Source organism: Streptomyces sp. NPDC002144 (assembly GCF_053593695.1).
On record NZ_JBSFDB010000057.1, the window covers coordinates 14494 to 37599 of the forward strand.

16 protein-coding genes and 3 pseudogenes are annotated in these 23106 nt (G+C 70.0%); 13 read left to right on the top strand and 6 right to left on the bottom strand.

Annotated features, from left to right (window positions below):
- Positions 1 to 71 precede the first annotated feature (71 nt).
- A complete protein-coding gene (locus ACWCQ1_RS44255) occupies positions 72 to 836 on the bottom strand; it encodes an MBL fold metallo-hydrolase (protein WP_133042401.1) in 765 nt (254 codons plus the stop codon).
- Positions 837 to 1037: 201 nt separating this feature from the next.
- On the opposite strand from ACWCQ1_RS44255, the gene ACWCQ1_RS44260 reads away from it, so the two are divergent.
- Positions 1038 to 1682 (top strand): glyoxalase, encoded by a 645-nt coding sequence (locus ACWCQ1_RS44260; protein WP_133042400.1) that lies wholly within the window; start codon positions 1038 to 1040, stop codon positions 1680 to 1682.
- Positions 1683 to 2072: 390 nt separating this feature from the next.
- Here ACWCQ1_RS44260 and ACWCQ1_RS44265 read toward each other — a convergent pair whose 3' ends face one another.
- Together ACWCQ1_RS44265 and ACWCQ1_RS44270 are read right to left on the bottom strand one after the other, a co-directional pair.
- Positions 2073 to 2762: a response regulator gene (locus ACWCQ1_RS44265; protein WP_133042399.1), complete on the bottom strand. Its 690-nt coding sequence runs from the start codon at positions 2760 to 2762 to the stop codon at positions 2073 to 2075.
- A complete protein-coding gene (locus ACWCQ1_RS44270) occupies positions 2759 to 4426 on the bottom strand; it encodes a sensor histidine kinase (RefSeq protein WP_358599567.1) in 1668 nt (555 codons plus the stop codon). Before ACWCQ1_RS44270 ends, ACWCQ1_RS44265 begins: the two co-directional genes overlap by 4 nt.
- Positions 4427 to 4684: 258 nt before the next feature.
- On the opposite strand from ACWCQ1_RS44270, the gene ACWCQ1_RS44275 reads away from it, so the two are divergent.
- From ACWCQ1_RS44275 to ACWCQ1_RS44285, 3 genes are read left to right on the top strand one after another with little or no spacing between them, the layout of a single operon-like run.
- Positions 4685 to 5545, top strand: a complete 861-nt coding sequence (locus tag ACWCQ1_RS44275) for an ABC transporter ATP-binding protein (RefSeq protein WP_358599570.1) — start codon at positions 4685 to 4687, stop codon at positions 5543 to 5545.
- Positions 5542 to 6420: an ABC transporter permease gene (locus ACWCQ1_RS44280; RefSeq protein ID WP_358599573.1), complete on the top strand. Its 879-nt coding sequence runs from the start codon at positions 5542 to 5544 to the stop codon at positions 6418 to 6420. Before ACWCQ1_RS44275 ends, ACWCQ1_RS44280 begins: the two co-directional genes overlap by 4 nt.
- A 59-nt stretch (positions 6421 to 6479) precedes the next feature.
- Positions 6480 to 7568 carry an ABC transporter substrate-binding protein gene (locus ACWCQ1_RS44285; protein WP_358599576.1) on the top strand — a complete coding sequence of 363 codons (1089 nt, stop codon included), beginning with the start codon at positions 6480 to 6482 and terminating at the stop codon, positions 7566 to 7568.
- A gap of 53 nt (positions 7569 to 7621) precedes the next feature.
- Here the strand turns inward: ACWCQ1_RS44285 and ACWCQ1_RS44290 are convergent, their stop codons facing one another.
- Positions 7622 to 8140 carry a hypothetical protein gene (locus ACWCQ1_RS44290; RefSeq protein ID WP_358599579.1) on the bottom strand — a complete coding sequence of 173 codons (519 nt, stop codon included), beginning with the start codon at positions 8138 to 8140 and terminating at the stop codon, positions 7622 to 7624.
- A gap of 653 nt (positions 8141 to 8793) precedes the next feature.
- On the opposite strand from ACWCQ1_RS44290, the gene ACWCQ1_RS44295 reads away from it, so the two are divergent.
- Positions 8794 to 10230: a hypothetical protein gene (locus tag ACWCQ1_RS44295; protein ID WP_358599582.1), complete on the top strand. Its 1437-nt coding sequence runs from the start codon at positions 8794 to 8796 to the stop codon at positions 10228 to 10230.
- Here ACWCQ1_RS44295 and ACWCQ1_RS44300 read toward each other — a convergent pair.
- On the bottom strand, positions 10227 to 11801 hold the full coding sequence (locus ACWCQ1_RS44300; RefSeq protein ID WP_358599585.1) for a Na+/H+ antiporter: 1575 nt from the start codon (positions 11799 to 11801) through the stop codon (positions 10227 to 10229). The two genes, ACWCQ1_RS44295 and ACWCQ1_RS44300, sit on opposite strands and share 4 nt — an antisense overlap.
- Before the next feature lie 236 nt (positions 11802 to 12037).
- Between ACWCQ1_RS44300 and ACWCQ1_RS44305 the strand changes: the two are divergent.
- Positions 12038 to 12983 (top strand): annotated as a pseudogene (locus tag ACWCQ1_RS44305) (histidine kinase); the annotation flags it as partial.
- A gap of 25 nt (positions 12984 to 13008) precedes the next feature.
- Here ACWCQ1_RS44305 and ACWCQ1_RS44310 read toward each other — a convergent pair.
- Positions 13009 to 14168: pseudogene (locus ACWCQ1_RS44310) on the bottom strand (IS30 family transposase).
- A gap of 45 nt (positions 14169 to 14213) precedes the next feature.
- Between ACWCQ1_RS44310 and ACWCQ1_RS44315 the strand changes: the two are divergent.
- The 7 genes and pseudogenes from ACWCQ1_RS44315 to ACWCQ1_RS44345 form a co-directional block, all read left to right on the top strand.
- Positions 14214 to 14867, top strand: a pseudogene (locus tag ACWCQ1_RS44315) (DUF4118 domain-containing protein); the annotation flags it as partial.
- Positions 14868 to 15393: 526 nt separating this feature from the next.
- Positions 15394 to 15483, top strand: coding sequence for a K(+)-transporting ATPase subunit F (gene kdpF / locus ACWCQ1_RS44320; protein WP_016434100.1), 90 nt, complete (start codon positions 15394 to 15396; stop codon positions 15481 to 15483).
- A gap of 7 nt (positions 15484 to 15490) precedes the next feature.
- A complete protein-coding gene (kdpA, locus tag ACWCQ1_RS44325; RefSeq protein WP_451029148.1) occupies positions 15491 to 17155 on the top strand; it encodes a potassium-transporting ATPase subunit KdpA in 1665 nt (554 codons plus the stop codon).
- A complete protein-coding gene (kdpB, locus tag ACWCQ1_RS44330) occupies positions 17152 to 19290 on the top strand; it encodes a potassium-transporting ATPase subunit KdpB (RefSeq protein ID WP_451029149.1) in 2139 nt (712 codons plus the stop codon). Before kdpA ends, kdpB begins: the two co-directional genes overlap by 4 nt.
- A 5-nt stretch (positions 19291 to 19295) precedes the next feature.
- On the top strand, positions 19296 to 19964 hold the full coding sequence (locus ACWCQ1_RS44335) for a potassium-transporting ATPase subunit C (protein WP_358599598.1): 669 nt from the start codon (positions 19296 to 19298) through the stop codon (positions 19962 to 19964).
- Positions 19965 to 20097: 133 nt separating this feature from the next.
- Positions 20098 to 20781 (top strand): response regulator, encoded by a 684-nt coding sequence (locus ACWCQ1_RS44340; RefSeq protein ID WP_133042388.1) that lies wholly within the window; start codon positions 20098 to 20100, stop codon positions 20779 to 20781.
- Positions 20782 to 21151: 370 nt separating this feature from the next.
- Positions 21152 to 23053: a hypothetical protein gene (locus ACWCQ1_RS44345; RefSeq protein WP_451029150.1), complete on the top strand. Its 1902-nt coding sequence runs from the start codon at positions 21152 to 21154 to the stop codon at positions 23051 to 23053.
- Positions 23054 to 23106 lie beyond the last annotated feature (53 nt).

Genomic DNA, 23106 nt, shown 5'->3' on the forward strand with positions numbered 1-23106 from the left:
TGGCTTCCTCCTGTTCCCACGCGCGGGTCCCTGGCGGTCTGCCGGATCGGCACCCCAGTAAGGGGAGAGCCCTACCGCCCTCGCGCCTGCTCCAGGTTCGACTGGTGGGGGCCGGACAGCCAGTCCGCATGGGGCCCCAGGCGTGCGTCGACGGGTTCCTCTCCTCGCCGGAGTGCGTCGATGTAGGCGTGATCGGCGGCGAGGCGGGCGGCCACCTGGGGGCCCTCGGCCACGGGGCCGTGACCTGGTACCACGACATCGACATGCTTGGCGGCCTCGTCCAGCCGGTCGAGAGCCGTCTCGTAGGCGTTCAGCTGATCGTCCTGGCGAACGTCGAAGAGTGGGATCAGGACGTCGGAGAGCATGTCGCCGGCGAGCAGGACGCCACGGTCACGGAGGAGGATCGCGGCGTGGCCGACAGCGTGTGCCCGATGCTCGACGATCTCGCCCGGCACGGGCCCGCCGTCCGCGGGCAGCGGGGTGACGAGCGCGATCGGTTCGAGGGGGATGCCCGACGCGCTCTGCGCCGCCATCGCCTGCGCCCGCTCTCGGGCTTCGCCGGCTACCTGGGCGGCGGCGGGGGTCGCGTAGCGCGGCACGTCGCCGAACCGGGGATGCCAGAGCAGGTGGTCCCAATGGGGATGGGTGGAGAACCCGGCGACCACCGGGATGCCGAGCTCGTCCACGGCATCGGCGAGCTGGTCCAACTCGGAGCCGTCGATGCCGGGATCGATCAGGACCAGCCCATCCTCCCCCCGCACAACGATGGAGTTGCTCCAGACCCACCCGCTCTGCCGGACCCAGACGCCGTCGGCCACCTGATTCAGCTGGTCCATATCCACTCCCATCGGTTGCCTACGGTGGTGAGACTGCGATCCGCAGCCAAACTCATCGCTTCCAGCGCCGGGACGCGAAGTCATGGTTGAGCTGAAGGGCATGTTGATCCCCGAGGGGTGGGAGTCGGCGTGCGCGGCGAGGCAAGTGGCGAGACCGGTCAGGATCGGAGAAGCCTCGGCCGCCGTGCAGGCTCTAGCGTGATGGCCATGGCAAACACCACTTCCACCGCTGCTCAAACGTCCCTCGCGTCCGTCACCCTCGAGGTGGCCGACCTTGAGGCCGCTCGTCGCTTCTACACGGCCTTCGGCGTGGACGCCTACATCGGCCTGCGTGCGTCGGAGGCCCACTCCAGCGGATTCCGTGGCTTCACCATGGCGCTGACGGTGTCCGGACCGGCCACTGTCGACGGCTTCGTGGCCGATGCCGTGGACGCCGGCGCCACGGTGCTGAAGCCTGCCGCGAAGTCGCTGTGGGGTTACGGCGGCGTCGTCCAGGCTCCGGACGGGACGATCTGGAAGATCGCGACCTCGGCGAAGAAGGACACCGGGTCCGCCACCCGGGAGATCGACGAGGTCGTCCTCCTGCTCGGTGTCGAGGACGTGAAGGCCACCCGGCAGTTCTACGTCGGCCGGGGCCTGACCGTGGCCAAGAGCTTCGGCGGCAAGTACACCGAGTTCGCCTCCGGTCAGTCCAGCCCCGTCAAGCTGGCCCTGTACAAGCGCCGTGCCCTGGCCAAGGATCTCGGTGTCGCGGCCGACGGCACCGGCTCGCACCACATCGTGCTCGGCAGCACCGCCGGCACCTTCACCGACCCGGACGGTTTCCCCTGGGAGGCCGCCGCGTAGCCGGCCCTGCGCAGACCCGACTTCCGGCCGCACTTCCGCACCGCCCTGTCCGCCTTCCACGAGCGCTGCGACGCGGGCTTGGCGCCGGGGCAGGCGAACACCGCCCGCGCCTTCTGCATCCGTGGCGACTGGGCGAGGTACAACACAACGTTCGCGTCGCGGCCTTCATTGAGGCCGCCTGGCGCGCCCGCACCGCCAGCCTGCCCCGGGCCCTCGCAAGCTTCCGCCTGGCGATCAGCCGGCCTGCGGACCATCCGCTCCTCCCACCCGCCCCGCCCCGCCTCCGCGAAGCCGAGCCGACGCGCGACCGCGGCACTGACGAGAGGACGTTCTAGGCATACGCAGCGCGACGAGCCGGCTGCCATGCCCATGCGGTGTCCGCGGCGCGGTTCAGCGCGCGATGCGGTAGCGGTGTTCGGGGCGGCCGTTGGTGCCGTAGCGGAGTTCCAGGCGGACCGTGCCCTCCTTGACCAGGTAGGACAGGTACCGCTGGGCCGTGGCGCGGGAGACGCCGGTCGCCTCCGCGGCCTCGGCGGCGGACAGGTCGGTGCGGGCGGAGCGCAGTGCCTGGTGGATCGCCCCGAGCGTGGGAGCGGAGTGGCCCTTGGCCGGGATACGGGGGACGGCGGGCGGCCTTGCGGCGCTGAACAGGGCGTCCACGTCGGCCTGGTCCGCCGCGGCCGTACGGCTGAGGGCGTCGACGCGGGCGTGCAACTGGCGGTAGGCGTCGAGGCGTTCGGCGAGGTCGGCGGCGCCGAAGGGTTTGACCAGGTAGCCGACGGCACCGAGTTTCATCGCGGCGCGGACCGAGGAGATGTCGTGGTCCGCGGTGATCATGAGGGCGTCGGGGCGGCTGTCTGCCTGGTCCTGGCTGAGCCTGCGCAGGACGTCGAGTCCGCTGCCGTCGGGCAGGAAGATGTCGAGCAGCAGCAGGTCCGGGCGCAGGGCGTGGACCGTGGCCACAGCCTCGGCCACGCCGGCCGCGACGCCGACCACTTCGAAGCCCTGCACCCGGAGGACGTAGTCGCTGTGGATCTGCCCGACGCGGAAGTCGTCGTCCACCACCAGGGTCCGGATCATCGCGGGTCACCTCCCGTCGTCAGGGCCGTCGTCAACTGCGGGGCCTCGGTTGTCGACGGGGCGTCCGACCGGGGCAGTACCACGGTGAACACCGCGCCCGGGCCTTCGCCGACCGTGATGGTGCCGCCGTGCCGTTGCACCAGCCGGTGCACCAGGGCCAGCCCCAGGCCGCGGCGCGCGGTGCCCCGCTCGGGGCGGGTGGACCAGCCGTCCTCGAAGATCGACTGAGCGGTGCCGGGGGCGATGCCGGGACCGCTGTCCGCCACCCGCACGAAGATCAGCTCGTCGCTCTCGACCAGCGTCAGCCGGATCCGGCGGCCGCCGTCGCCGGGCGGCGCCTCGGCCGTCGCGTCGATGGCGTTGTCGAGCAGGTTGCCCACGATGGTCAGCAGCCGGTGCAGGTGCGGCGGGTCGTCGCCGAGCGCCGAGTCGTCGGTGAGGACGACACGTACCCCGCGTTCGGCGGCGACCGTGGTCTTGGCGACGATGAGCCCGACCAACAGCGGGTTTCCGATGTGCCGGCGTACCGCCTCGGTCAGCGCCTGCCCGGAGCGGGCCGTCTCGATGGCGTACTCGTACGCCGACTCGTGTTCGCCGATGTCCAGCAGGCCGGCCAGGGTGTGCATCCGATTGGTGAACTCGTGCTGCTGGGCCCGCAGGGCGTCGGTGAGCCCGCGCACGGAGTCCAGTTCGCGCAGCAGGCCGATCAGTTCGGTGCGGTCGCGTACTGTGACCACGGCGCCCAGCTCCCGGCCGTGCAGGGTGACCGGCATGCGGTTGACGACGAGGCAGTGGTCGTCGGTGAGGACACTGACGTCGGTGCCGGTGAGCGTGCCGTCGAGCGCGCGGCGCAGCCGGCCGTCGGGCAGCACCTCCTCCAGCCGGTGGCCGAGCCCGGTGCCGAGGCCGAGCAGCCGTCGGGCCTCGTCGTTCACGACCGTGATCCTTCCGTCGGGCGCGAAGGCCACGACGCCCTCCCGGATGCCGTGCAGCATCGCCTCGCGGTCCTGCAGCAGACAGGCGATCTCCTCGAGTTCCAGACCGAACGTGGTCCGCTTCAGCCGCCGTGCGAGCAGGGAGGCCGCCGCCGCGCCGATCGCCGTGGCGATGGTGGCGTACAGCCCGAAGGTGGGCAGCTCGCGCCACAGTTCCCCGAGCACGTCGTGTTCCGGCATGCCCACCGACACCTCTCCGGCCAGCGCGCCCGAAGGCCCGTACAGCGGGGCCTTGGCGTTGGCGGACCGCCCCGTCGCGCCCTGGTCGGTGCCGACGTGCGCGCGGCCGTCCTTGGCGACGACCGGTTCGGCCACGGGTTCGCCGATGAGGGCGGGGAGGGGATGCGAGTGCCGGATGCCGTGCAGATCGATCACGACCACGTACGACGCCCCGGACGCCCGGCGGATCCGTTCGGCGACCGTCTGCACCACATCGCCGCCGCCTCCGTACTCCATGGCCCGCTTGATCTGCGGCTCGGCGGCCGTGGTCCGGGCGATCGCCAGAGCCCGCTGCTCGTAGGAGCGGTCGAGTTCGGCCCGCTGGGCGAACGCGAACAGGACGAAGCCGATCAGGCCCGTGAGGGCGAGGATGAGCAGCTGGTTGGCGAGGATCCGCGTGGAAAGCCTCCGCTTTCCTCCGCGACCTGTCCGGAAACGTGTAGGTGTCACTGGTGCCTCTTCGTTCCGGTGGCGACAAGTGCCGGGGTCCTGTTGGTGACGCGCGCCGGGGGGCCTGTTCGCTGTGCCCGGGTGGCGCGATTGTGCCCCATGGCCGGAACGCTGCCCACCCTCCGTCCACTGAGCAAAACGAGCACAAGCCCGCTTTACGCAACTATTGCGAGATAGCTCGGAAACAGCGACGTAATCACCGGCCGCACCTAGCGTCTGCCTTCCTCGACCTTCGAGGACGAAAGGAGGCAGTCGCCCATGGCTTCGCGAAACGACGTCGCCACGAGCCCGGCCGCCGGCGAAACCGGCCACGACAGCGCGCGCATCGAGATCTCCGGGCTCACCAAGCGATTCCTGACCCCGGCCGGTGAGGTGTTCACGGCGCTGCACGGCGTGTCGTTCACCGTGGAACCGGGCCAGTTCTGTGCCGTGGTGGGCCCCACCGGCTGCGGCAAGTCGACGACCCTGAGCATGGTGTCCGGTCTCGACCGGCCCAGCGAGGGCTCCGTCAAGGTCGGTGGCCGTGAGGTGCACGGCATCACCGACGGCGTCAGCTTCATGTTCCAGAGCGACGCCCTGCTGCCCTGGAAGACCGTGCTCGGCAACGTGCTGATGGGCCCCGTCTTCCGCGGGGTGCCCAAGCAGCGGGCCCAGGCCTCGGCGCGAGACTGGCTGCGCCGGGTCGGCCTCTCCGGGTTCGAGGACCGCTACCCGCACCAGCTGTCGGGTGGCATGCGCAAGCGCGTGGCGATGGCCGCGGCGCTGATCAACGAACCCAAGATCCTGATCATGGACGAGCCGTTCGGAGCGCTGGACGTCCAGACCAAGGCGATCATGTCGACCGAGCTGTTGACCCTGTGGGAGCAGATCCGCCCCTCCGTCATCTTCATCACCCACGACCTGGACGAAGCGGTGGCGCTCGCCGACCGGGTGGTCGTGATGACCTCCAGCCCCGGCTCGGTCAAGGCGGTCTTCGACATCGACCTGCCCCGCCCGCGCGGCTCGGTCCAGGAGATCCGCTTCCAGCCCCGCTTCATCGAACTCCAGCACCAGATCTGGGACACGCTGCGGGAAGAGGTGGAGCGCGCGTACGCACTCACCGCAGGAGGCAGGGAATGAGTACGACGTCCACCGTTTCCCCGGCCTCCGTCGCCAATGGCGGCAAGGGCTCCGCCGCGAGCGCCGCGCAGCGCGCAGCGCGGCGCCGGGTCGCCCGGGTGTGGGCTGGCCGGGTCGGTCTCGCGGTCGTGGTGATCGGCGGCTGGCAGGCGTTCACCACCTGGGGCATCGTCGACCCGTTCTTCTTCGGGCAGCCGTCGGGCATCTGGCATCGGCTGATCGACCTCTTCCAGCACGGCACCCAGTTCGGCTCCTTCTACGCCAACATCTGGACCACCATCCAGGAAGCACTGGTCGGCTTCGTGGTCGGCTCCCTCGCCGGCATCGTCTTCGGCGTCGCGCTCGGGCAGAGCCGCTACCTGTCCGACGTGCTCGGTCCCTACATCAAGATGGTCAACGCGATCCCGCGCATCGTCCTCGGCTCGATCTTCATCGTGGCCTTCGGCATCGGAGTCACCCCGAAGATCCTGCTCGCCGCCGTGCTGGTGTTCTTCATCGTCTTCTTCAACGCCTTCCAGGGCGTGCGCGAGGTCGACCGCAACGTGCTCGCCAACGTACGCGTGCTCGGCGCCTCGCGGATGCAGATCACCCGGCACGTCATCGTGCCCTCGGCGCTGACCTGGATCATCGCCAGCCTGCACAGCGCCTTCGGCTTCGCCATCGTCGGCGCCCTGGTCGGTGAGGTGCTGGGTGCGCAGAGCGGCCTGGGCCTGGTCATCAAGACCGCGCAGAACAACTTCGACCCCAACGGCGTGTTCGCCACGATGCTCGTCATCGCGGTGATCGTCCTCGGTGCGGAGTGGCTGATCGGCAAGCTCGAACACCGGCTGCTCGCCTGGCGCCCGCCGGCCCCCTCCGAGGCCAACACCCTCTGACTCCCGCTCCTCCCCTCTCTTCCCCGCACGACCCTTTCCCGAAAGGCGCAGGTCCCGCCATGCTCAAAAGAACCCTCACCGCATCGATCATCACCGTTCTCGCCCTCGGCGCCGCCACCGCGTGTTCGAGCGGCTCCGGCAGTTCCGTCTCGTCGGGGTCCGGCGGCGGCACCCCGACCGTCAAGATCATGGTCGGCGGCATCGACAAGCAGATCTACCTCCCGTACCAGCTCGCCGAGAACCTCGGCTTCTACAAGAAGTACGGCGTCAAGGTCGAGCTGAGCACCGAGCAGAACGGCGGTGTCGGCGCCGAGGAGGCCATGGCCTCGGGCCAGGTGGACATGGCCGGCGCCTGGTACAACCACACCATCGAGTTCCAGGCCAAGGGCAAGGCGGTCGAGGACGTCGTCCAGCTGTCCGGCGCTCCCGGCGAGCGGGAGATGTGCACCAAGAAGAGCGGTGTGACCTCGGCCGCGGACTTCAAGGGCAAGACCCTCGGCGTCACCGACATCGGCTCCGGCACCGACACCCTCACCCAGTTCATGGCGGCGAAGAAGGGCGTCAAGGCCAGCCAGTTCCACCGGCTCGCGGTCGGCGCGGGCTCCACCGCCGTCGCCGCGCTGGAGAACGGCAAGGCGGACTGTGTCATGACGACGCAGCCGACGGTCGCGGCGATCCAGAAGAAGGGCGTCGGCACCTCCGCGATCGACCTGGCCACCACCGCCGGCGCCAAGGCGGCGCTCGGCGGCGCGTTCCCGGGCGCGAGCATCCTCGCCCGCACCGACTGGGTGAACTCCCACAAGGACGCGACGCAGAGGGTCGTCGACGCGCTGGTGGCCACGATGCACTGGATCAACACACACAGCGCGGCCGACATAGCCGACAAAATGCCCGCCTCGTTCGTGCAGAACCAGCTCGTCACCAAGGCCGACTACGTCACGGCGCTGACCGAGGACAAGGGCCAGTTCCTGCCCGACGGGATCATGCCGGCCGGCGGTCCCAAGACCGCCCTGGCCACGGAGCAACTGGTCGGAAACGTGACCTCGTCGGTGGACCTGAGCAAGACCTTCACCAACGAGTTCGCCCTCAACGCCAACAAGAAGGAGGGCTTCACCACCACCACGACCCCGGCGGGTGCCAACGGCTGAGACACCGACAGGTCAGGGTGCCGCCCGGGCGACACCCTGACCTGTCTTCGCTGTCAGGTGAGCCCCGACGCCCGGAGCACTGCCTCGACCGTCTCGTCGTCGATGTGATGTCCCAGGCGCTGCATGACGTCCGCTCCGTGGCGGAGCGTTCCGTGTTCGAGTGAGCGGCGGACACCCGTGTCGAGCTCGTGCCAGAGCATCGGGTTGGCGGTGAGGACCCGCGGGTCGAGTTCCAGGGTGTGTCCGTGGGTGTCCCGCAGGACAAGGTGGGAGGAGACGCCGTTGTACTGACGTACGGCTGTCAGGGCGTCTGTATGGATCACTCGCCTGCGCCAGGGCGTGCGTACCGCCAGCCAGCCGCGGCCTGCGCTCATCCGCGGCGGCAGCAGTACCGCGCATACGGCGGCCGACAGGGTGACCCACAGCAGCGCGCGGAGGGGGGTCAGGCTTGCCGCGTCCCAGTCGACCAGGAGGCTCATGGCGCAGAAGATCACGGCGCAGCTCACCGCGAGCCGGGCGCTGCCACGCCAGTGGCGGTCGCCGGCCGAGCCCGCCGGTCCGCTCCGTCGCATGGCGCTGACGCTAGGCGCCCGTATGAGGTCCGGCGACCGTCGCTAACGGGCTCCTAGCGCAGTACGGGCGAATCTTGACGGGATTCTGACGCAGACGCCAGCCGGTGTGCACTCTCGCCTGCGGTCGCGGCCCGGTTCCGCTTCGCACAGGACCTCCCATGGCCTGCAGGCGGAAGCGGGCCGCGTCCGAAGCGACGGCCGGCTGTCCGACGAGGTGGGCGATGAGGCCCGAGGCGGTACGGCCGGTGGGGGTGTCGCCGATGAGGACGGTGACGACAGGGCAGACGGCTTCCCCGCAGGACCGTTGCACCCATTCGCGATCGATGGCTGAACGACCCGGTGCGGCACGGCATGGGCCCTGCGGGTCCGGCGTGCGCGTCGTCAAGGTCCCGTCAAACCCGGCTGAGCGGTCATCAGGAACCCGTCAATGACAGCTGCCCGCGGCCGGATCCAGTCGCACACTCATCGGCGACGGGGGGACGGGCGACCGTCCGTGGTGGGACGTTGGAGGGACCGTGACTCTCACGGCCGGCACAGCGCAGGGTCAGGGGCCTAGGACCGAGGGGGAGACACCGCAAGGGCGAGAGGCGATCGCCTCGGTCGGCGGCAGTTCCGGGCCCAGCGGACCGGAGGGTTCGGGCGATCCCGGTCCGGTGCCGCGCCCGGCCCGCCGGACCGTGGCCGCGCGGGCCGCTCTGCGCCGCCGCTTCTGGGCCACCGTGCCCGCCCGGCTGCGCCTGTGGCGGGCGGCCACGGTCCTGCCCGCCGCCGCCCTGGCGGTGCTGCTGACCGTCGCCGGCCTGACCGCGAACGGTATGTGGGACGGCGTGGCCGGCCGTGACGCGCCACGCACGATCAGCGCCGCCGACCTCGACCTCGCCCTGAACGACATGGACGCCCAGGCCGCCAACATCCTGCTGTCCAACGGCGACGCGGGCAAGGGCCGCCTGCGGACGCCGTACGAGAAGGCGCTCGGCGTCTACGGCGACGCGCGGCGCGAGATCGGGCACGATCTGCGGGACCTCGCCGTCGCCGCGCAGGGCGACAGGTCCGACGAGGAGACGGTCGAGAACCTGACCGATGACTTCGCCGAGTACCAGGAGCTCATCGGACGCGCCTTGGAGAACGACGGGAGTCCGGGCGGCAAGCCGTCGGCCCTCGTGGACTACCGCAGGGCCACCGACCTGCTGCAGAGCAGGCTGCTGCCCGACTCGCGCAGGCTGGTGTCCTCGAACGACAGGGCCTTCGACGCGCAGTACACGGCGGCTCGCTCCACCCTCTCCGGCCAACTCCTCGCCGTCGTCGCCCTCGGCCTGCTCCTGCTGGTCGCCCTTGGGGCCCTGCAGTGGTACCTGATCCGAAGCTTCCGGCGCCTCCTGAACCCGCCCCTCCTCGCCGCCACGGCGTGCGCGCTGCTCTCGGCGATCGTCGGCGCCCAGATGCTGACCTCCTTGGAGGCGAACCTGCGGGGCGCCCGACGGGACGCCTTCGACTCCGTCGTGGCCCTGTCCCGGGCCCAGGCGATCGCCTACGACGCCAACGCCGACGAGAGCCGCTACCTCCTCGACCCGCAGCGCCGCGACCGGTACGCACAGTCGTTCCTCGCCAAGTCGCAGCAGCTGTACGGCCTGAAGGGTGCGAGTCTCTCGTCGTATGACGCCGACCTCGCCACTACCTGGCAGGCGTACGAGTCCGATCACCACGACCTGCGGTTCACCGGCGAGTTCCGGAGGGAACTGGACAACATCACCTTCCCCGGCGAGCGGGCCGCAGCGGAGCGGACGGTGCGGGCGTACGCCGTCTACCAGCGCGACGACCGGAAGATACGGGCCCTGCTGGCCGCGGGGAAGGAGAAGGAGGCGGTCGAGTTCTGCATGGACTGGGAGCCGGGCACCTCCAACGCGCACTTCGGGGCCTGGATGGCGACGCTGGAGAAGGTGACGGACATCAACCGGCAGCACTTCACGGCGTCCGTGCTGGCCGGACGCTCCGATGTGAGGACCGAACTCCCCTGGGGATGCGGTCTGTTGCTGCTGGCCATCGCCCTCACCGCCCTCGGTCTGCGGCCCAGACTGGCCGAGTTCCGCTAGGCGTCCGCCAGCCGGGCCTCCTCCAGGTCGAGGGAGCGCTGCAGCCGACGGCGGGTGGTGTCGCTGATGCGGTGGGTGTCGTACAGCCGTTGCAGCTCCACCGTCTCGACGGCGATCAGGTCACGGCGCAGCTGGCGGTAGACCAGGTCGGCGGACTCGGTCGCGACCACGGCGCCGTTCTGCTCCGTCAGGCGCTCGCGCGCGTCGTCGAGACGGGCGTTCAGACCCCGGCGCAGCCGGTCGAGGACGATGTCGGGTACGGCCTCCAACTCCGCGAGCTCCTCCAGCCGGGCCAGGCCGGCGTGGGCGAGGTGGGAGCGGGCCTCGACCTCCTCGCGTTCGGTGCGGGCGGGCTCCAGGGCGATGCCGGAGCGGCGGACGACCGGGGCGAGGGTGAAGCCCTGCACAACGAGGGTGACGACCACGACCGAGGTGGTCAGGACGAGGACGAGCGGCCGGTCGGCGAGCGGGGTGCCGTCTTGTGCGATCTCCGGGATGGACAGGGCGGCGGCCAGTGGCATCACGCCCCGGGTGCCTGCCCAGGTCAGCACCACCGGGATCCGCCAGTTCATCCGGCCGACCGCGCCTTTGCGTTGGACGACCGCGGACAGCGGGGCGATCCACAGTAGCCGTACGGCGATGAGCGTGCCGGCGACGGCGAGGACGTACAGAGGCCAGGCATGGTCGCCGTCAGCCAGGGCCCGCACCTCCGCCGGCAACGCCAGGCCGATGAGAGAGAACACCACACTCTCCAGCAGGAAGACCACCGTGCCGTACACCGCGTGCAGTTGGAGCCGGATACGGGCGGTGGTGAGCCGGTCGCCCCGGCCGCCGAGGACGACCCCGGCGACCACGCACGAGGTCACGCCGGAGGTGTGCGCGACCTCCGCCAGCAGGTAGGCGGCATACGGGGTGACCAGGGCGATCACCGTCTCCAGGACCGGGTCCTCGGTGCGCCGCCGGATCAGGGTGATCACCCCGGCCACCGCACCGCCGATCAGCGTGCCACCGCCCGCGAGCAGGAGGAACTGGCCCCCTGCCGCGCCCCAGTCGGCGGCCGCGGAGGCCACGGCGATGCCGGCCGCCACCCGCACCAGCACCAGCGAGGTCGCGTCGTTGAAGAGGCTCTCCGCCTGGACGAGCACCTGCACCTTCGGCGGCAGCGACAGGCGCCGCCCGAGCGCGGTGACCGCCACCGGATCGGTGCTGGCCAGGACCGCGCCCAGCACGAACGCCATCTGCCAGGACAGCGGCGTCACCCACACCGCGACCGCGCTCACGGCGGCGGCCGAGGCCAGCACCAGCCCGATGGCGAGGATCCCGACCGGCTTCCACACCGCCCGCAGCTCGCGCCAGGGCATCTCCTCGGCGGAGGCGTACAGCAGGGGCGGCAGTACCACCAGGCCGATGACTTCGGGGCTGATCTCGATCTGCGGGGTGCCCGGCAACAGTGCCACCGCGAGACCGGCGACGACCAGCATGGAGGGCGCGGGGATGCGCCAGCGGCGGGCGAAGGTGGCGACCACCGTGGCCAGGACCACGAGGGCGAGAACCGTACCGACGCTGCGCATGCCGTCCCCCTGGGGCTCTTCGGGAAACCGCCGTGGCTCCCGGCCGACCAGACTTCCCGGCACACCTGCCTTCACCCTATCGGGCCAGGTCACGTCAAGACAGTGTCAAGGTCTTCGGGTCCGGCGCCAAAGAAGCGCTAACAACCGCGCCGGCCGGCCCGCGAAAGGGCTTCCTTGGGAGAAGGGAACCCGGGGGACAGGGGAGTTGATCCAGTGAGCGGAGCGCATCGGCGGCGATGAGTGACGGACGGCCCGGACGACTGAAGGTCTACCTCGGAGCTGCCCCGGGAGTCGGCAAGACCTACCGCATGCTCGACGAGGGACGACGCCGTGCCGCCCGCGGGGCGGACGTGGTGGGGGGGTTCGCGGAGTGCCACGGGCGCCCGCACACCGAGGCGATGCTCGACGGCCTGCACAGCATCCCCCGGGCGTCCTGCGCCTACCGCGGCGGACTGTTCGAGGAGATGGACCTCGCCGCGCTGCTCGCCCGGCGCCCGCAGGTGGCGATCGTCGACGAGTTCGCGCACACCAACGTGCCCGGCGAGGGCCGCAACGCCAAACGCCGGCAGGACATCGAGGCACTCCTCGACGCCGGCATCGACGTGATCACCGCGCTGAACATCCAGCACCTGGAATCCCTCAACGACGTGGTCGAGAAGATCACCGGAGTGCCGCAGCACGAGACCCTGCCCGATGAGGTCGTACGCCGAGCCCACCAGGTCGAACTGGTGGACATGCCGCCCGAGGGGCTGCGCCGCCGGATGGCGCACGGCAACATCTATCCGCCCGAGAAGGTCGACGCCGCCCTCGCCAACTACTTCCGGCCCGGAAACCTCACCGCGCTGCGGCAGTTGGCCCTGCTGTGGGTCGCCGACCGGGTCGACGAGGCGCTGCAGGAGTACCGCTGGCAGCACGGCATCGGCGGGGTGTGGGAGACACGTGAGCGGGTGGTCGTCGCCCTGACCGGCGGCCCGGAGGGCGACACCCTGATCCGGCGGGCGGCCAGGAATCGCCGACCGGTCGGCGGGAGGGGATCTGCTCGCTGTGCACGTGACCCGCAGCGACGGCCTCGCGGCAGGCGTCTCGCACGCCTCGCTCGCCCGTCAGCGCAGGCTCGTCGAGGATTTGGGGGGCAGCTACCACTCTGGGGTCGGCGCCGACGTGGCCTCCACGCTGGTGGAGGGCGGTTTCCACTGATCGTTGCGAATTAGCGGTAGGCCAGGTCTGTCGACCAGCGTCTCATGGCCTCGGCCGGGGTACGGTCTCCGAGGACGTGGCGGGGACGTTCGTTTAGCTGTTGTTCGACTTGCGTGAGGTCGCGGAGGGTGTAGTGGGCGAGGCTGGTGCCTTTGGGGAAGTACTCCCGCAGCAGTCCGTTCGTGTTCTCGTTGGTGCCACGCTGCCAGGGTGAGTGCGGATCGCAGAAGTAGATCCGGAAGCCGGTCAAGTCCTCTATTTCTTCGTGGTAGTAGAGCTCTCGGCCTTGGTCCCAGGTGAGGGTGCGCCGCAGGGAAGCGGGCCAGGTGCCGGTCTGCTCCACGAGCGCGTCGCGGACCTGTGGAGCCTTCCAACCGCCGGGCAGATGGATGAGTCGCACGTAGCGGGTGGCGCGGTCGACCAGTGTCCCGTGGCGGACCCCTGGCCTTTGCCGACGATCAGGTCGCCCTCCCAGTGCCCTGCCCGTTGGCGGGCCTCAGCCTCTTGAGGCCGGGTGTGGACCGGCCTCATGTTCGGGATGGCGTTCTTGGAGGGTATGCCCCGGCGCTGCTTCTTGCGGCGTGTCCTGCGGGTACGCAGTCGGGCAGTGCGTTTGTCCAGCAGTCCGCTGTAGAGCGCGCGATAGATCGTCTCCGGGCAGGCGTTCATCGTCGGCTTGCCGGGCCGCTTCCGGGCGAGGTGACGGGTGATCTGCTGCGGTGACCACCGCTGCCCGAGCTTGTCGTTGATGAAGGCGCGCAGCTCGGCGTTGACACGGAGCTTCTCCGGTTTGGGGCGACGGCGCCGCAGGATGGCCTGGTTGTGGGACCACCACGGGTTGTAGGTGCCCTCGGGCCCGCCTCGGCCGCGGGAGATCTCGCGGTAGACGGTGGAGCGGTGCTTGCCGATTTCCTCGGCGATCACCGCAGCCGTACGGCCGGCACGCAGGCCCTCGGCGATCGCGATGCGGTCGTCCTGGGTGAGGTATCGGGCGTCGATGGGCCTGTCGGGCAAGAGCATGCGTCCAGCCTTGGTGAACCACAGCGAGCCCGCACTGGTGGATACGCCCACTCGGCGGGCAGCAGCTGCCCCTTTCAGGCCACCTCTACGCAGCTCGAAGTACTCCTTGGGCACCGTCAGCGGCAGTCTGTTGGCTCCACCTCGAGGCATAGGTCCGACTCCTCTCGGGTGTCGCAACCACCGATGGAAACCGCCGAGTTCGCGCGCGCCGAGAACGCCGCCCAGCTCGTGCTGGGCACGAGCCGCCGCGGTCGGCTGACCCGGTTCCTGACCGGGCCCGGAACCGGGGAGACCGTCACCGAGCTGTCCGGCGACATCGACGTCCACCGGGTCACCCATGAGCGAGCCGGTCGCGGCACCCTCCTGCCGTCGCGCCGGCGCACCCCGTCCACGGCCCGGCTGATCGCCGGACCGGTGGCCGGGCTGGTGCTGCCGGTGCTGCTCACCCTCCTCCTCGCCCAGATGCGCGGAACGCTGAACCTGACGAGCGAGGCCCTGCTGTTCCTGCTCGCCGTGGTGGGCGTGGCCTGCATCGGCGGGGTCGCCTCGGCGGTGATCGCCTCGGTGACGGCGTCCTTGCTGCTCAACTACTGGTTCATCCCGCCCATCGGAGCCTTCACGCTCGATGACCCGAACGCGATGCTGGCCCTGGCGGTGTTCGCGCTGGTGGCTGCGGTAGTCGCCGCCGTCGTGGACCGGTCCCTGCGCCTGTCGCGCCGCTCCGCCCGCGCGACGGCCGAGGCGGAGACCTTGTCGTCCCTGGCCGGCAGCATCGTACGGGGCGAAGCGACCATCCCGGCCCTGCTGGAGCGGACCCGGGAGACGTTCGGCATGGAGCCCGCGAAGCTGCCGCACACCAATTGATGGTGGGACGGGGGCCTGGACACCTCGGGCCCGTCCACGCGCCGGGAGATGCCCCGCGAGGCTGTGGCGCCGCACAGCAGCGAGCCGTCCGCGGCGGCCTTTCGCGCACCACGGTCGTTCGTTGCCGCCTCCCCGGCGCCCTCCGGCCCGTCGGCGTCCGTGTCGAGCGGTCCGCCGCATGCGTCGTCACGGCACCGGGTCACCGTGCTCATCCCGGAGGCGGAGGCGGAGCGGCTGCGGGTTCGGCTGCTGTGAGCCGGGTCACCGCTGGTCACGACTGCCTGCCCACCGGTACGGGCCGGGCCGTATGAGTCCCGTCAAAGCCGTGTGGGTCGGCGTAAGAGAGCCGTCAACGGGTGGTCGGATGCGGCCACGGAGGCGGTTTCCTCTAACCGTCCGCCTTTCATCGAACCTCACTCCAGGAGCTCGCGATGGCCGATCTGGCCTTCGTCGTCACCGTGATCGCGTCCTTCGCACTGGTGGCCCTCGTCGCCAAGGGGGTGACGAAGCTGTGACCGCCGAGAACATCGTCGGCCTGGTCGTGGCCGTCGCCCTGCTGGGCTATCTCGTCCTCGCCCTGATCTTCCCGGAGAGGTTCTGAGACAGACATGGGTCCCGTACTCGCGGGCGTGCTCCAACTGCTCGCCCTCATAGGCGCGCTGGCACTCGCCTACATCCCCCTCGGCACCTACATGGCCAAGGTCTACTCCTCCGACAAGCACTGGCGTGTGGAGAGGTGGATCTACAAGGGCATCGGTGCCAACCCGGACACGGAGATGCGCTGGCCCGCGTACCTGCGCGGTGTTCTCGCGTTCTCCGCGGTCGGTGTCCTCTTCCTCTACCTGCTCCAGCGGCTGCAGGGCATTCTGCCCGGCTCGCTGAACTTCTCCTCGGTCAACCCGGCGCAGTCGTTCAACACGGCCGTCTCCTTCGTGACCAACACCAACTGGCAGTCGTACTACGGCGAGCAGACCATGGGGCACGTCGTGGCGACCGCCGGTCTGGCCGTGCAGAACTTCGTCTCCGCGGCCGTCGGCATCGCAGTCGCCGTGGCGCTGGTGCGCGGGTTCGCCCGCTCCCGCACGGGTGAACTGGGCAACTTCTGGGCCGACCTGGTGCGCGGCACGATCCGCATTCTGGTGCCGGGCGCCGCGATCGCCGCGATCGTCCTGGTGGCGTGCGGTGCGATCCAGAACTTCTCCGGCATCCACGAGGTCGGCCAGTTCATGGGCGGCTCACAGCAGTGGAACGGCGGAGCGGTGGCCTCGCAGGAGGCCATCAAGGAGTTCGGGACCAACGGCGGCGGTTACTTCAACGCCAACTCCGCCCATCCCTTCGAGAACCCCACGCCCTTCACCAACCTCTTCGAGATCTTCCTGCTCCTGGTGATCCCGTTCGCGCTGACCCGCACCTTCGGTGTGATGGTCGGCAGCGTCAAGCAGGGCTACGCGATCCTCGCCACGATGTTCACCATCTGGCTGGGCTTCGTCGCGCTGATGATGTGGACCGAGTTCGCCCACCACGGCCCGGCGCTCGAGCTGGCCGGCGGGGCGTACGAGGGCAAGGAGGTCCGCTTCGGCGTCGGCTCCTCGTCCATCTTCGCGGTGTCCACGACCTTGACGTCCACCGGCGCCGTGGACTCCTTCCACTCCTCCTTCACCGGCCTCGGCGGGGGGATCACGCTGCTCAGCATGATGCTGGGCGAGATCGCGCCGGGCGGTACCGGCTCCGGCCTCTACGGCATCCTGATCATGGCCGTGATCGCGGTGTTCATCGCCGGTCTGATGGTCGGCCGTACGCCGGAGTACCTGGGCAAGAAGATCGGTGCGCGTGAGATCAAGCTGGCCGCCTGCTACATCCTGATCACCCCGGCGCTCGCACTCGTCTTCACCGCGGCCTCCATGGCCCTGTCGACGCCGCCGCACTCGATGCTCAACTCCGGGGCGCACGGCTTCTCCGAGGTGCTGTACGCCTTCACCTCGGCCTCCAACAACAACGGCTCGGCCTTCGCCGGGCTGAACGCGAACACCGACTGGTACAACACCATGACCGGTCTGGCGATGCTGCTGGGCCGCTTCCTGCCGATGGTGTTCGTGCTGGCGCTGGCCGGCTCGCTCGCCGAGCAGAAGCCGATCCCGGTGACCGCCGGCACGCTGCGTACCGAGAAGCCGCTGTTCACCGGCCTGCTGGTCGGCGCGATCCTGATCATCACCGGTCTGACCTACTTCCCGGCGCTGGCGCTGGGCCCGCTGGCCGAGGGGCTGGCGTCATGACCACCCGTACCGAGAAGTCAGAGGACTCCATGTCCACAGCCACCCCGACCCGGGCGCCGCACAGCGACGTACCCACCGGGCACAAGCCCGCCGAAGGACGTGTCGGCGCGGGCCTCTTCGACCCCAAGCAACTGCTGAAGTCGCTGCCGGACGCCTGCCGCAAGCTCGACCCGCGGGTGATGGTCAAGTCGCCCGTGATGTTCGTGGTGTGGATCGGCTCGGTGCTGACCACGGTCTTCTCCTTCAAGGACCCCGGTGACTGGTTCGGCTGGGCGATCAGCGCCTGGCTCTGGCTGACCGTGATCTTCGCCAACCTCGCGGAGGCGGTCGCCGAAGGCCGCGGCAAGGCGCAGGCCGACACCCTGCGCAAGGCCAAGACCGACACCGTCGCCCGTCGGCTGCTGGGCGACGGCACCTCCGAGGAGCAGGTCCCGGGCACCGCCCTGGCCATCTGCGACCTGGTGGTGTGCGAGGCGGGCGACATCATCCCCGGCGACGGTGACGTCGTCGAGGGCGTCGCGTCCGTCGACGAGTCGGCGATCACCGGTGAGTCGGCGCCCGTCATCCGGGAGTCCGGCGGCGACCGCAGTGCGGTCACCGGCGGTACGAAGGTGCTGTCCGACCGCATCGTCATCAAGATCACGACAAAGCCGGGGGAGACGTTCATCGACCGGATGATCAACCTGGTCGAGGGTGCGGCCCGGCAGAAGACGCCCAACGAGATCGCGCTGAACATCCTGCTGGCCTCGCTGACGATCGTCTTCCTGCTCGCGTGTGCCACGCTGCCGCCCTTCGCGGATTACGCGGGCACGCATCTGACGATGGTCGTGCTGGTGGCCCTGCTGGTCTGCCTGATCCCGACCACGATCGGCGCCCTGCTCTCCGCCATCGGCATCGCGGGCATGGACCGGCTCGTCCAGCGCAACGTCCTCGCCATGTCGGGCCGTGCGGTCGAGGCCGCCGGTGACGTCTCCACCCTGCTGCTCGACAAGACCGGCACCATCACCCTGGGCAACCGTCAGGCGTCCGAGTTCGTGCCGGTCCAGGGCACCACCGAGGCCGAGGTCGCCGATGCCGCCCAGTTGTCGTCGCTGGCCGACGAGACGCCCGAGGGCCGCTCCATCGTCGTACTCGCCAAGGAGCGGTACGGGCTGCGTGAGCGGCACCAGGGGGAGCTCGCCGGGGCCGAGTGGATCGCCTTCACCGCCCAGACCCGCATGTCGGGCGTGGACGTCGACGGGCGCAAGATCCGCAAGGGCGCGACCGGTTCGGTCATCGCCTGGGTGAAGGAAAAAGGCGGCACCGTGGCAGAGGACGCGGACACGCTCTCCAACGCCATCTCGCAGTCGGGCGGCACTCCGCTGCTGGTCGCTGTCAAGGACGGTGAGGGTGCACGGGTGATGGGCGTCATCCATCTGAAGGACGTCGTCAAGGACGGCATGCGCGAGCGGTTCGACGAACTGCGCCGCATGGGCATCAAGACCGTCATGATCACCGGCGACAACCCGCTGACCGCCAAGGCGATCGCCGAGGAGGCGGGCGTCGACGACTTCCTCGCCGAAGCCACGCCCGAGGACAAGATGGCCCTGATCAAGCGGGAGCAGGCGGGCGGCAAGCTCGTCGCGATGACCGGTGACGGTACGAACGACGCGCCCGCGCTCGCCCAGGCGGACGTCGGCGTGGCGATGAACACCGGCACGTCGGCCGCCAAGGAGGCCGGCAACATGGTCGACCTCGATTCCAACCCGACCAAGCTCATCGAGATCGTCGAGATCGGCAAGCAACTCCTCATCACCCGAGGAGCGTTGACGACGTTCTCCATCGCCAACGACGTCGCCAAGTACTTCGCGATCATCCCGGCGCTGTTCGCGGCCGTCTACCCGGGACTGGACAAGCTCAACATCATGGGCCTGTCCTCGCCGGACTCCGCGATCCTGTCCGCGGTCATCTTCAACGCGCTGATCATCATCGCGCTGGTGCCGCTGTCCCTGAAGGGCGTGCAGTACCGGCCGGTGAGCGCCGACAAGATGCTGCGGCGCAACCTGACGATCTACGGCATCGGCGGGCTGATCGCGCCCTTCATCGGCATCAAGATCATCGACCTGCTCATCTCCCTCATCCCCGGGATCGGCTGACCGGCATGAACAACTCCGTATCGAACACCGCTCGGTTGCTCGGGGCGGCCCTGCGGGCCCTTCTCGTGCTGACCCTGGTGACGGGCGTCATCTATCCGCTCGTCGTCACGGGTGTGGCCCAGGCGCTGTTCCACGACAAGGCGAACGGCTCCGAGGTCAAGGCGGACGGCAAGGTCGTCGGCTCCTCGCTGATCGGGCAGTCGTACAACCTGCCGCTGAAGAAGGGGCAGCAGACCCCGGACCCCGACCTGAAGTGGTTCCAGGGCCGTCCCGCCAACGGGCTCGGCAGCAACAGCGTGAACACCCGGTACAAGCTGCTGCTGTCCGGCGCGACCAACCTCTCCGCCGACAGCAAGGCCCTGATCCAGCAGGTGACGACGGCCAAGGCGGCCGTCGTCAAGGACAACTCGGTGCCCGGCTACACGGTCACCGCATCCGAGGTGCCCGCCGACGCGGTCACCTCCTCCGGCTCCGGCCTCGACCCGGACATCTCCCCGCAGTACGCGCAGATCCAGGTCCACCGGGTCGCCGAGAAGAACGGCCTGCCGGTCGCCCAGGTCGAGAAGCTGGTCAAGGACCACACCGAGGGACGCACGCTCGGCTTCATCGGGGAGCCCCGCGTGAACGTCCTCGAACTCAACATCGCGCTCAAGGATCTTCTGGCAAAGCATTGATGGGATGGGGCGACATGCGCGGGAGTTGGCGGCCGGGAGTCATCCATGAGCCGCCAACTCCCGTTGCCGTGGCGTCGGTTGCCTCGCGTCCGGTGCCGCCAGGCCCGGCGCACGACAAGAAGGGCACGCACCCATGACCAGGGTGTTGGTGGTGGAGGACGACCCGCAGCTCGTGCGGGCCCTCGTGATCAACCTGCAGGCGCGCAAGTACGGCGTCGACTCCGCACCCGACGGGGCCACGGCCCTGCGGCTGGCCGCCGCCCGTCAGCCCGACGTGGTGATGCTCGACCTCGGCCTGCCCGACATGGACGGCATCGACGTCATCAAGGCCCTGCGCGGCTGGACCCGGGTGCCGGTCCTGGTCCTGTCCGCGCGGCAGGGATCCGAGGAGAAGGTCGCCGCACTGGACGCCGGCGCTGACGACTACATCACCAAGCCGTTCAACATGAACGAGCTCCTCGCCCGGCTACGGGCCGCCGTCCGCCGCACCGAGGACACTCCGCTCGTCCCGGAGACGACACTCGTCGAGACCGAGGACTTCAGCATCGACCTGGTCGCCAAGAAGGTCGTACGGGACGGACGGGACGTACGGCTGACCCCGACCGAATGGCACCTGCTGGAGATCCTGGTCACCAACCCGGGCCGGCTGATCACGCAGAAGCACCTCCTGCAGGAGGTCTGGGGCGTCTCCCAGAGCAACAAGACCAACTACCTGCGCGTCTACATGGCTCAGCTGCGCCGCAAATTGGAGACGGACCCGGCCCACCCCCGCTATCTGATCACGGAGCCCGGTTTGGGCTACCGCTTCGAATCCTGACCCTTCGAATCCCGGCCAAAGGACGACATGGCACGGGGAAAGCACCGGATCCACCTCGGCGCGGCACCCGGCGTCGGCAAGAGGTACGCCATGCGAGGAGCTGCTCGCAGCCGGGATCGACGTCGTCTCGACCGTCAACATCCAGCATCGGCACCATCCGGCCCGACGCACACTCCTGGATCTGGCGGGGCCCAGCATTGTGGGACGTGTGCGGGACGGTCCAGGGCCGCTCGCTCGTCCCGGCCGATGTCGCTCCGATGACCTCGGCTTGCGCGACAGGTCCTCTTGTGCTGCGATGTTCGGCGTGCATCGCGGGAAACCATCCCCACCCGCGCGAACATCGATGGACCGGTACTGGTAGAACCGTCGAATGTCCCTGCGCGCTAAGATCTTGAAGAAGCTGCCCCTCGCGGTTGCCGTGCTGCCGCTCGCGCTGCTCGGGATGTTCGTGACGGCGGTCGTGCCAAGTGGTTGGGCCTACGCCGTGTGCGCCGCTGTCGGCTACGTCGCGGAGCCCGGCGCGATGAAACGGGTCACCGGCCGCATGCAACCGCTGCCCCGGGTGGGCCTGAGCGTTGCGGCGGCATCCGCGTTGCGCGGTGCTTCGGCGCTGGTGCTGCTGGCGCGGGCCGGGGAGGGTGAGTCCGGGGCGTTCGTCCTCGCCGTCCTGGGCTTCCTGGCGGTGCAGGCGCTGCGGCTGGGATACGCGGGGCTGCTGCTGTATGTGTGGTGGTGTCGGCGGCTGCCCGCCGTGACCCGCAACGTGGATCTTTCCGCGCTGCGCATCCCGGATGCTCCGCCGCGCTGGCTGATGGACCTGCACCGTGGGCCGCTCACCTTCGTCGACCTGCCGCTGGTCGCGGGTGCCGCCGTCGCCGCGGAGGCCGGCGCGCGCTGGGCCGCCGGCGGCGCCGGAGCCGCCGTCCTGGCGGGGCTTCTCGCCCTCGTGCTGCTCGCCGTCCCCGCGTGGCGGTCGAGGCATCTCGCAGCCAAAGGGCGCGTGCTGTCTGCCGTCCGCGCGCAGGTACAGGAGTACGAGCCCGAGGTGGTCGTCTACTTCTCCGGCAACCTCCAGTCCGCGTACCAGCTCAATGGCTGGCTGCCGGTTCTGGAGCGGACGCGCCGCCGGGTGGTGATCGTGCTGCGCGAGCGCGAGATGCTGTCCCGGCTCGACGTGACGACCCGGCCGGTGGTCTGCCTGCCGCTCGGCAAGGACCTGGCCGCCTTCGAGTTGCCCAGCGCCCGGGTGGCGTTGTTCGCCGCCAACGCGGCCAACAACACCCACCTCCTGCGGATGCCGCAGTTCCGTTCCGTCTACATCGGGCACGGCGACAGCGACAAGCCCACCAGCTTCAACCCCTTCACCAAGGTCTACGACGAGGTGTGGGTCGCCGGCCCAGAAGGCCGCGAACGGTACGCCCGCTCGGGCGTCGGGGTGGCGGACGCGGACATCGTCGAGGTGGGGCGTCCCTCGCTGTGGCCCGTCGCCACGACGACCGCTGAGGCACCGCAGCCGACCGTCCTGTACGCACCCACCTGGGAGGGCTTTCACGGCGACGAGGGCGCGGCAACCTCGCTGATCACGATGGGTCCGGCGCTTGTCCGCAGCCTGTTGGCCCGGCAACCGCGGATTCGGCTGCTGTACCGGCCGCACCCGCTGACCGGCACGCTCGACCGGCGGGCGAAGGCAGCGCATGACGAGATCCTCGCGCTGATCAAGGCGGCGAACGGCGGCGTCGGCGAGGACGACGCACGGCTTGAGCGGCTCGCTGCCCAGCTCGAGGCGCTGTGGCAGCCCGGCGGCGACGAGGCGCAGGCCGCACGGGACTCTGCCGGGCCCGCCGCCGACTGGGACACGGTGTTCGCCGCGTGGCAGGACGCGTACTGGGCCGATGACACTCGCCACCGGGTCACGGCCGGCTCTCGCCCTGGCCTCTACGACTGCTTCAACCACGCGGACGTACTCATCGCCGACGTGTCGGGCGTGGTCACGGACTTCCTGGCGGCGGACAAGCCGTACGCCGTCACCAACCCGGCCGGCCTCGACCCTGACGTGTTCCGGGGGCGCTACCCGGCAGCGGCGTCCGGTCACCTCCTCGGCCCGGACCTCGTCGGGCTCGAAGACTTCCTCGACCGTGCGGGCGGCGCGCCCGACCCGCTCGCCGCCGAACGCGCGCAGCTGCGCGCGCGCCTGCTTGGCTCGGCGGAGGCTGACCCACTGGCCCCCTTCGAGCGCGCCCTCGACGCCCTTCTACGCCGCGCCGCCGGCTAGGGGGCCTGTCGAGGGGCTGTCACTCGGTGTCCTGATGAGCTGCTTGGCAGTAA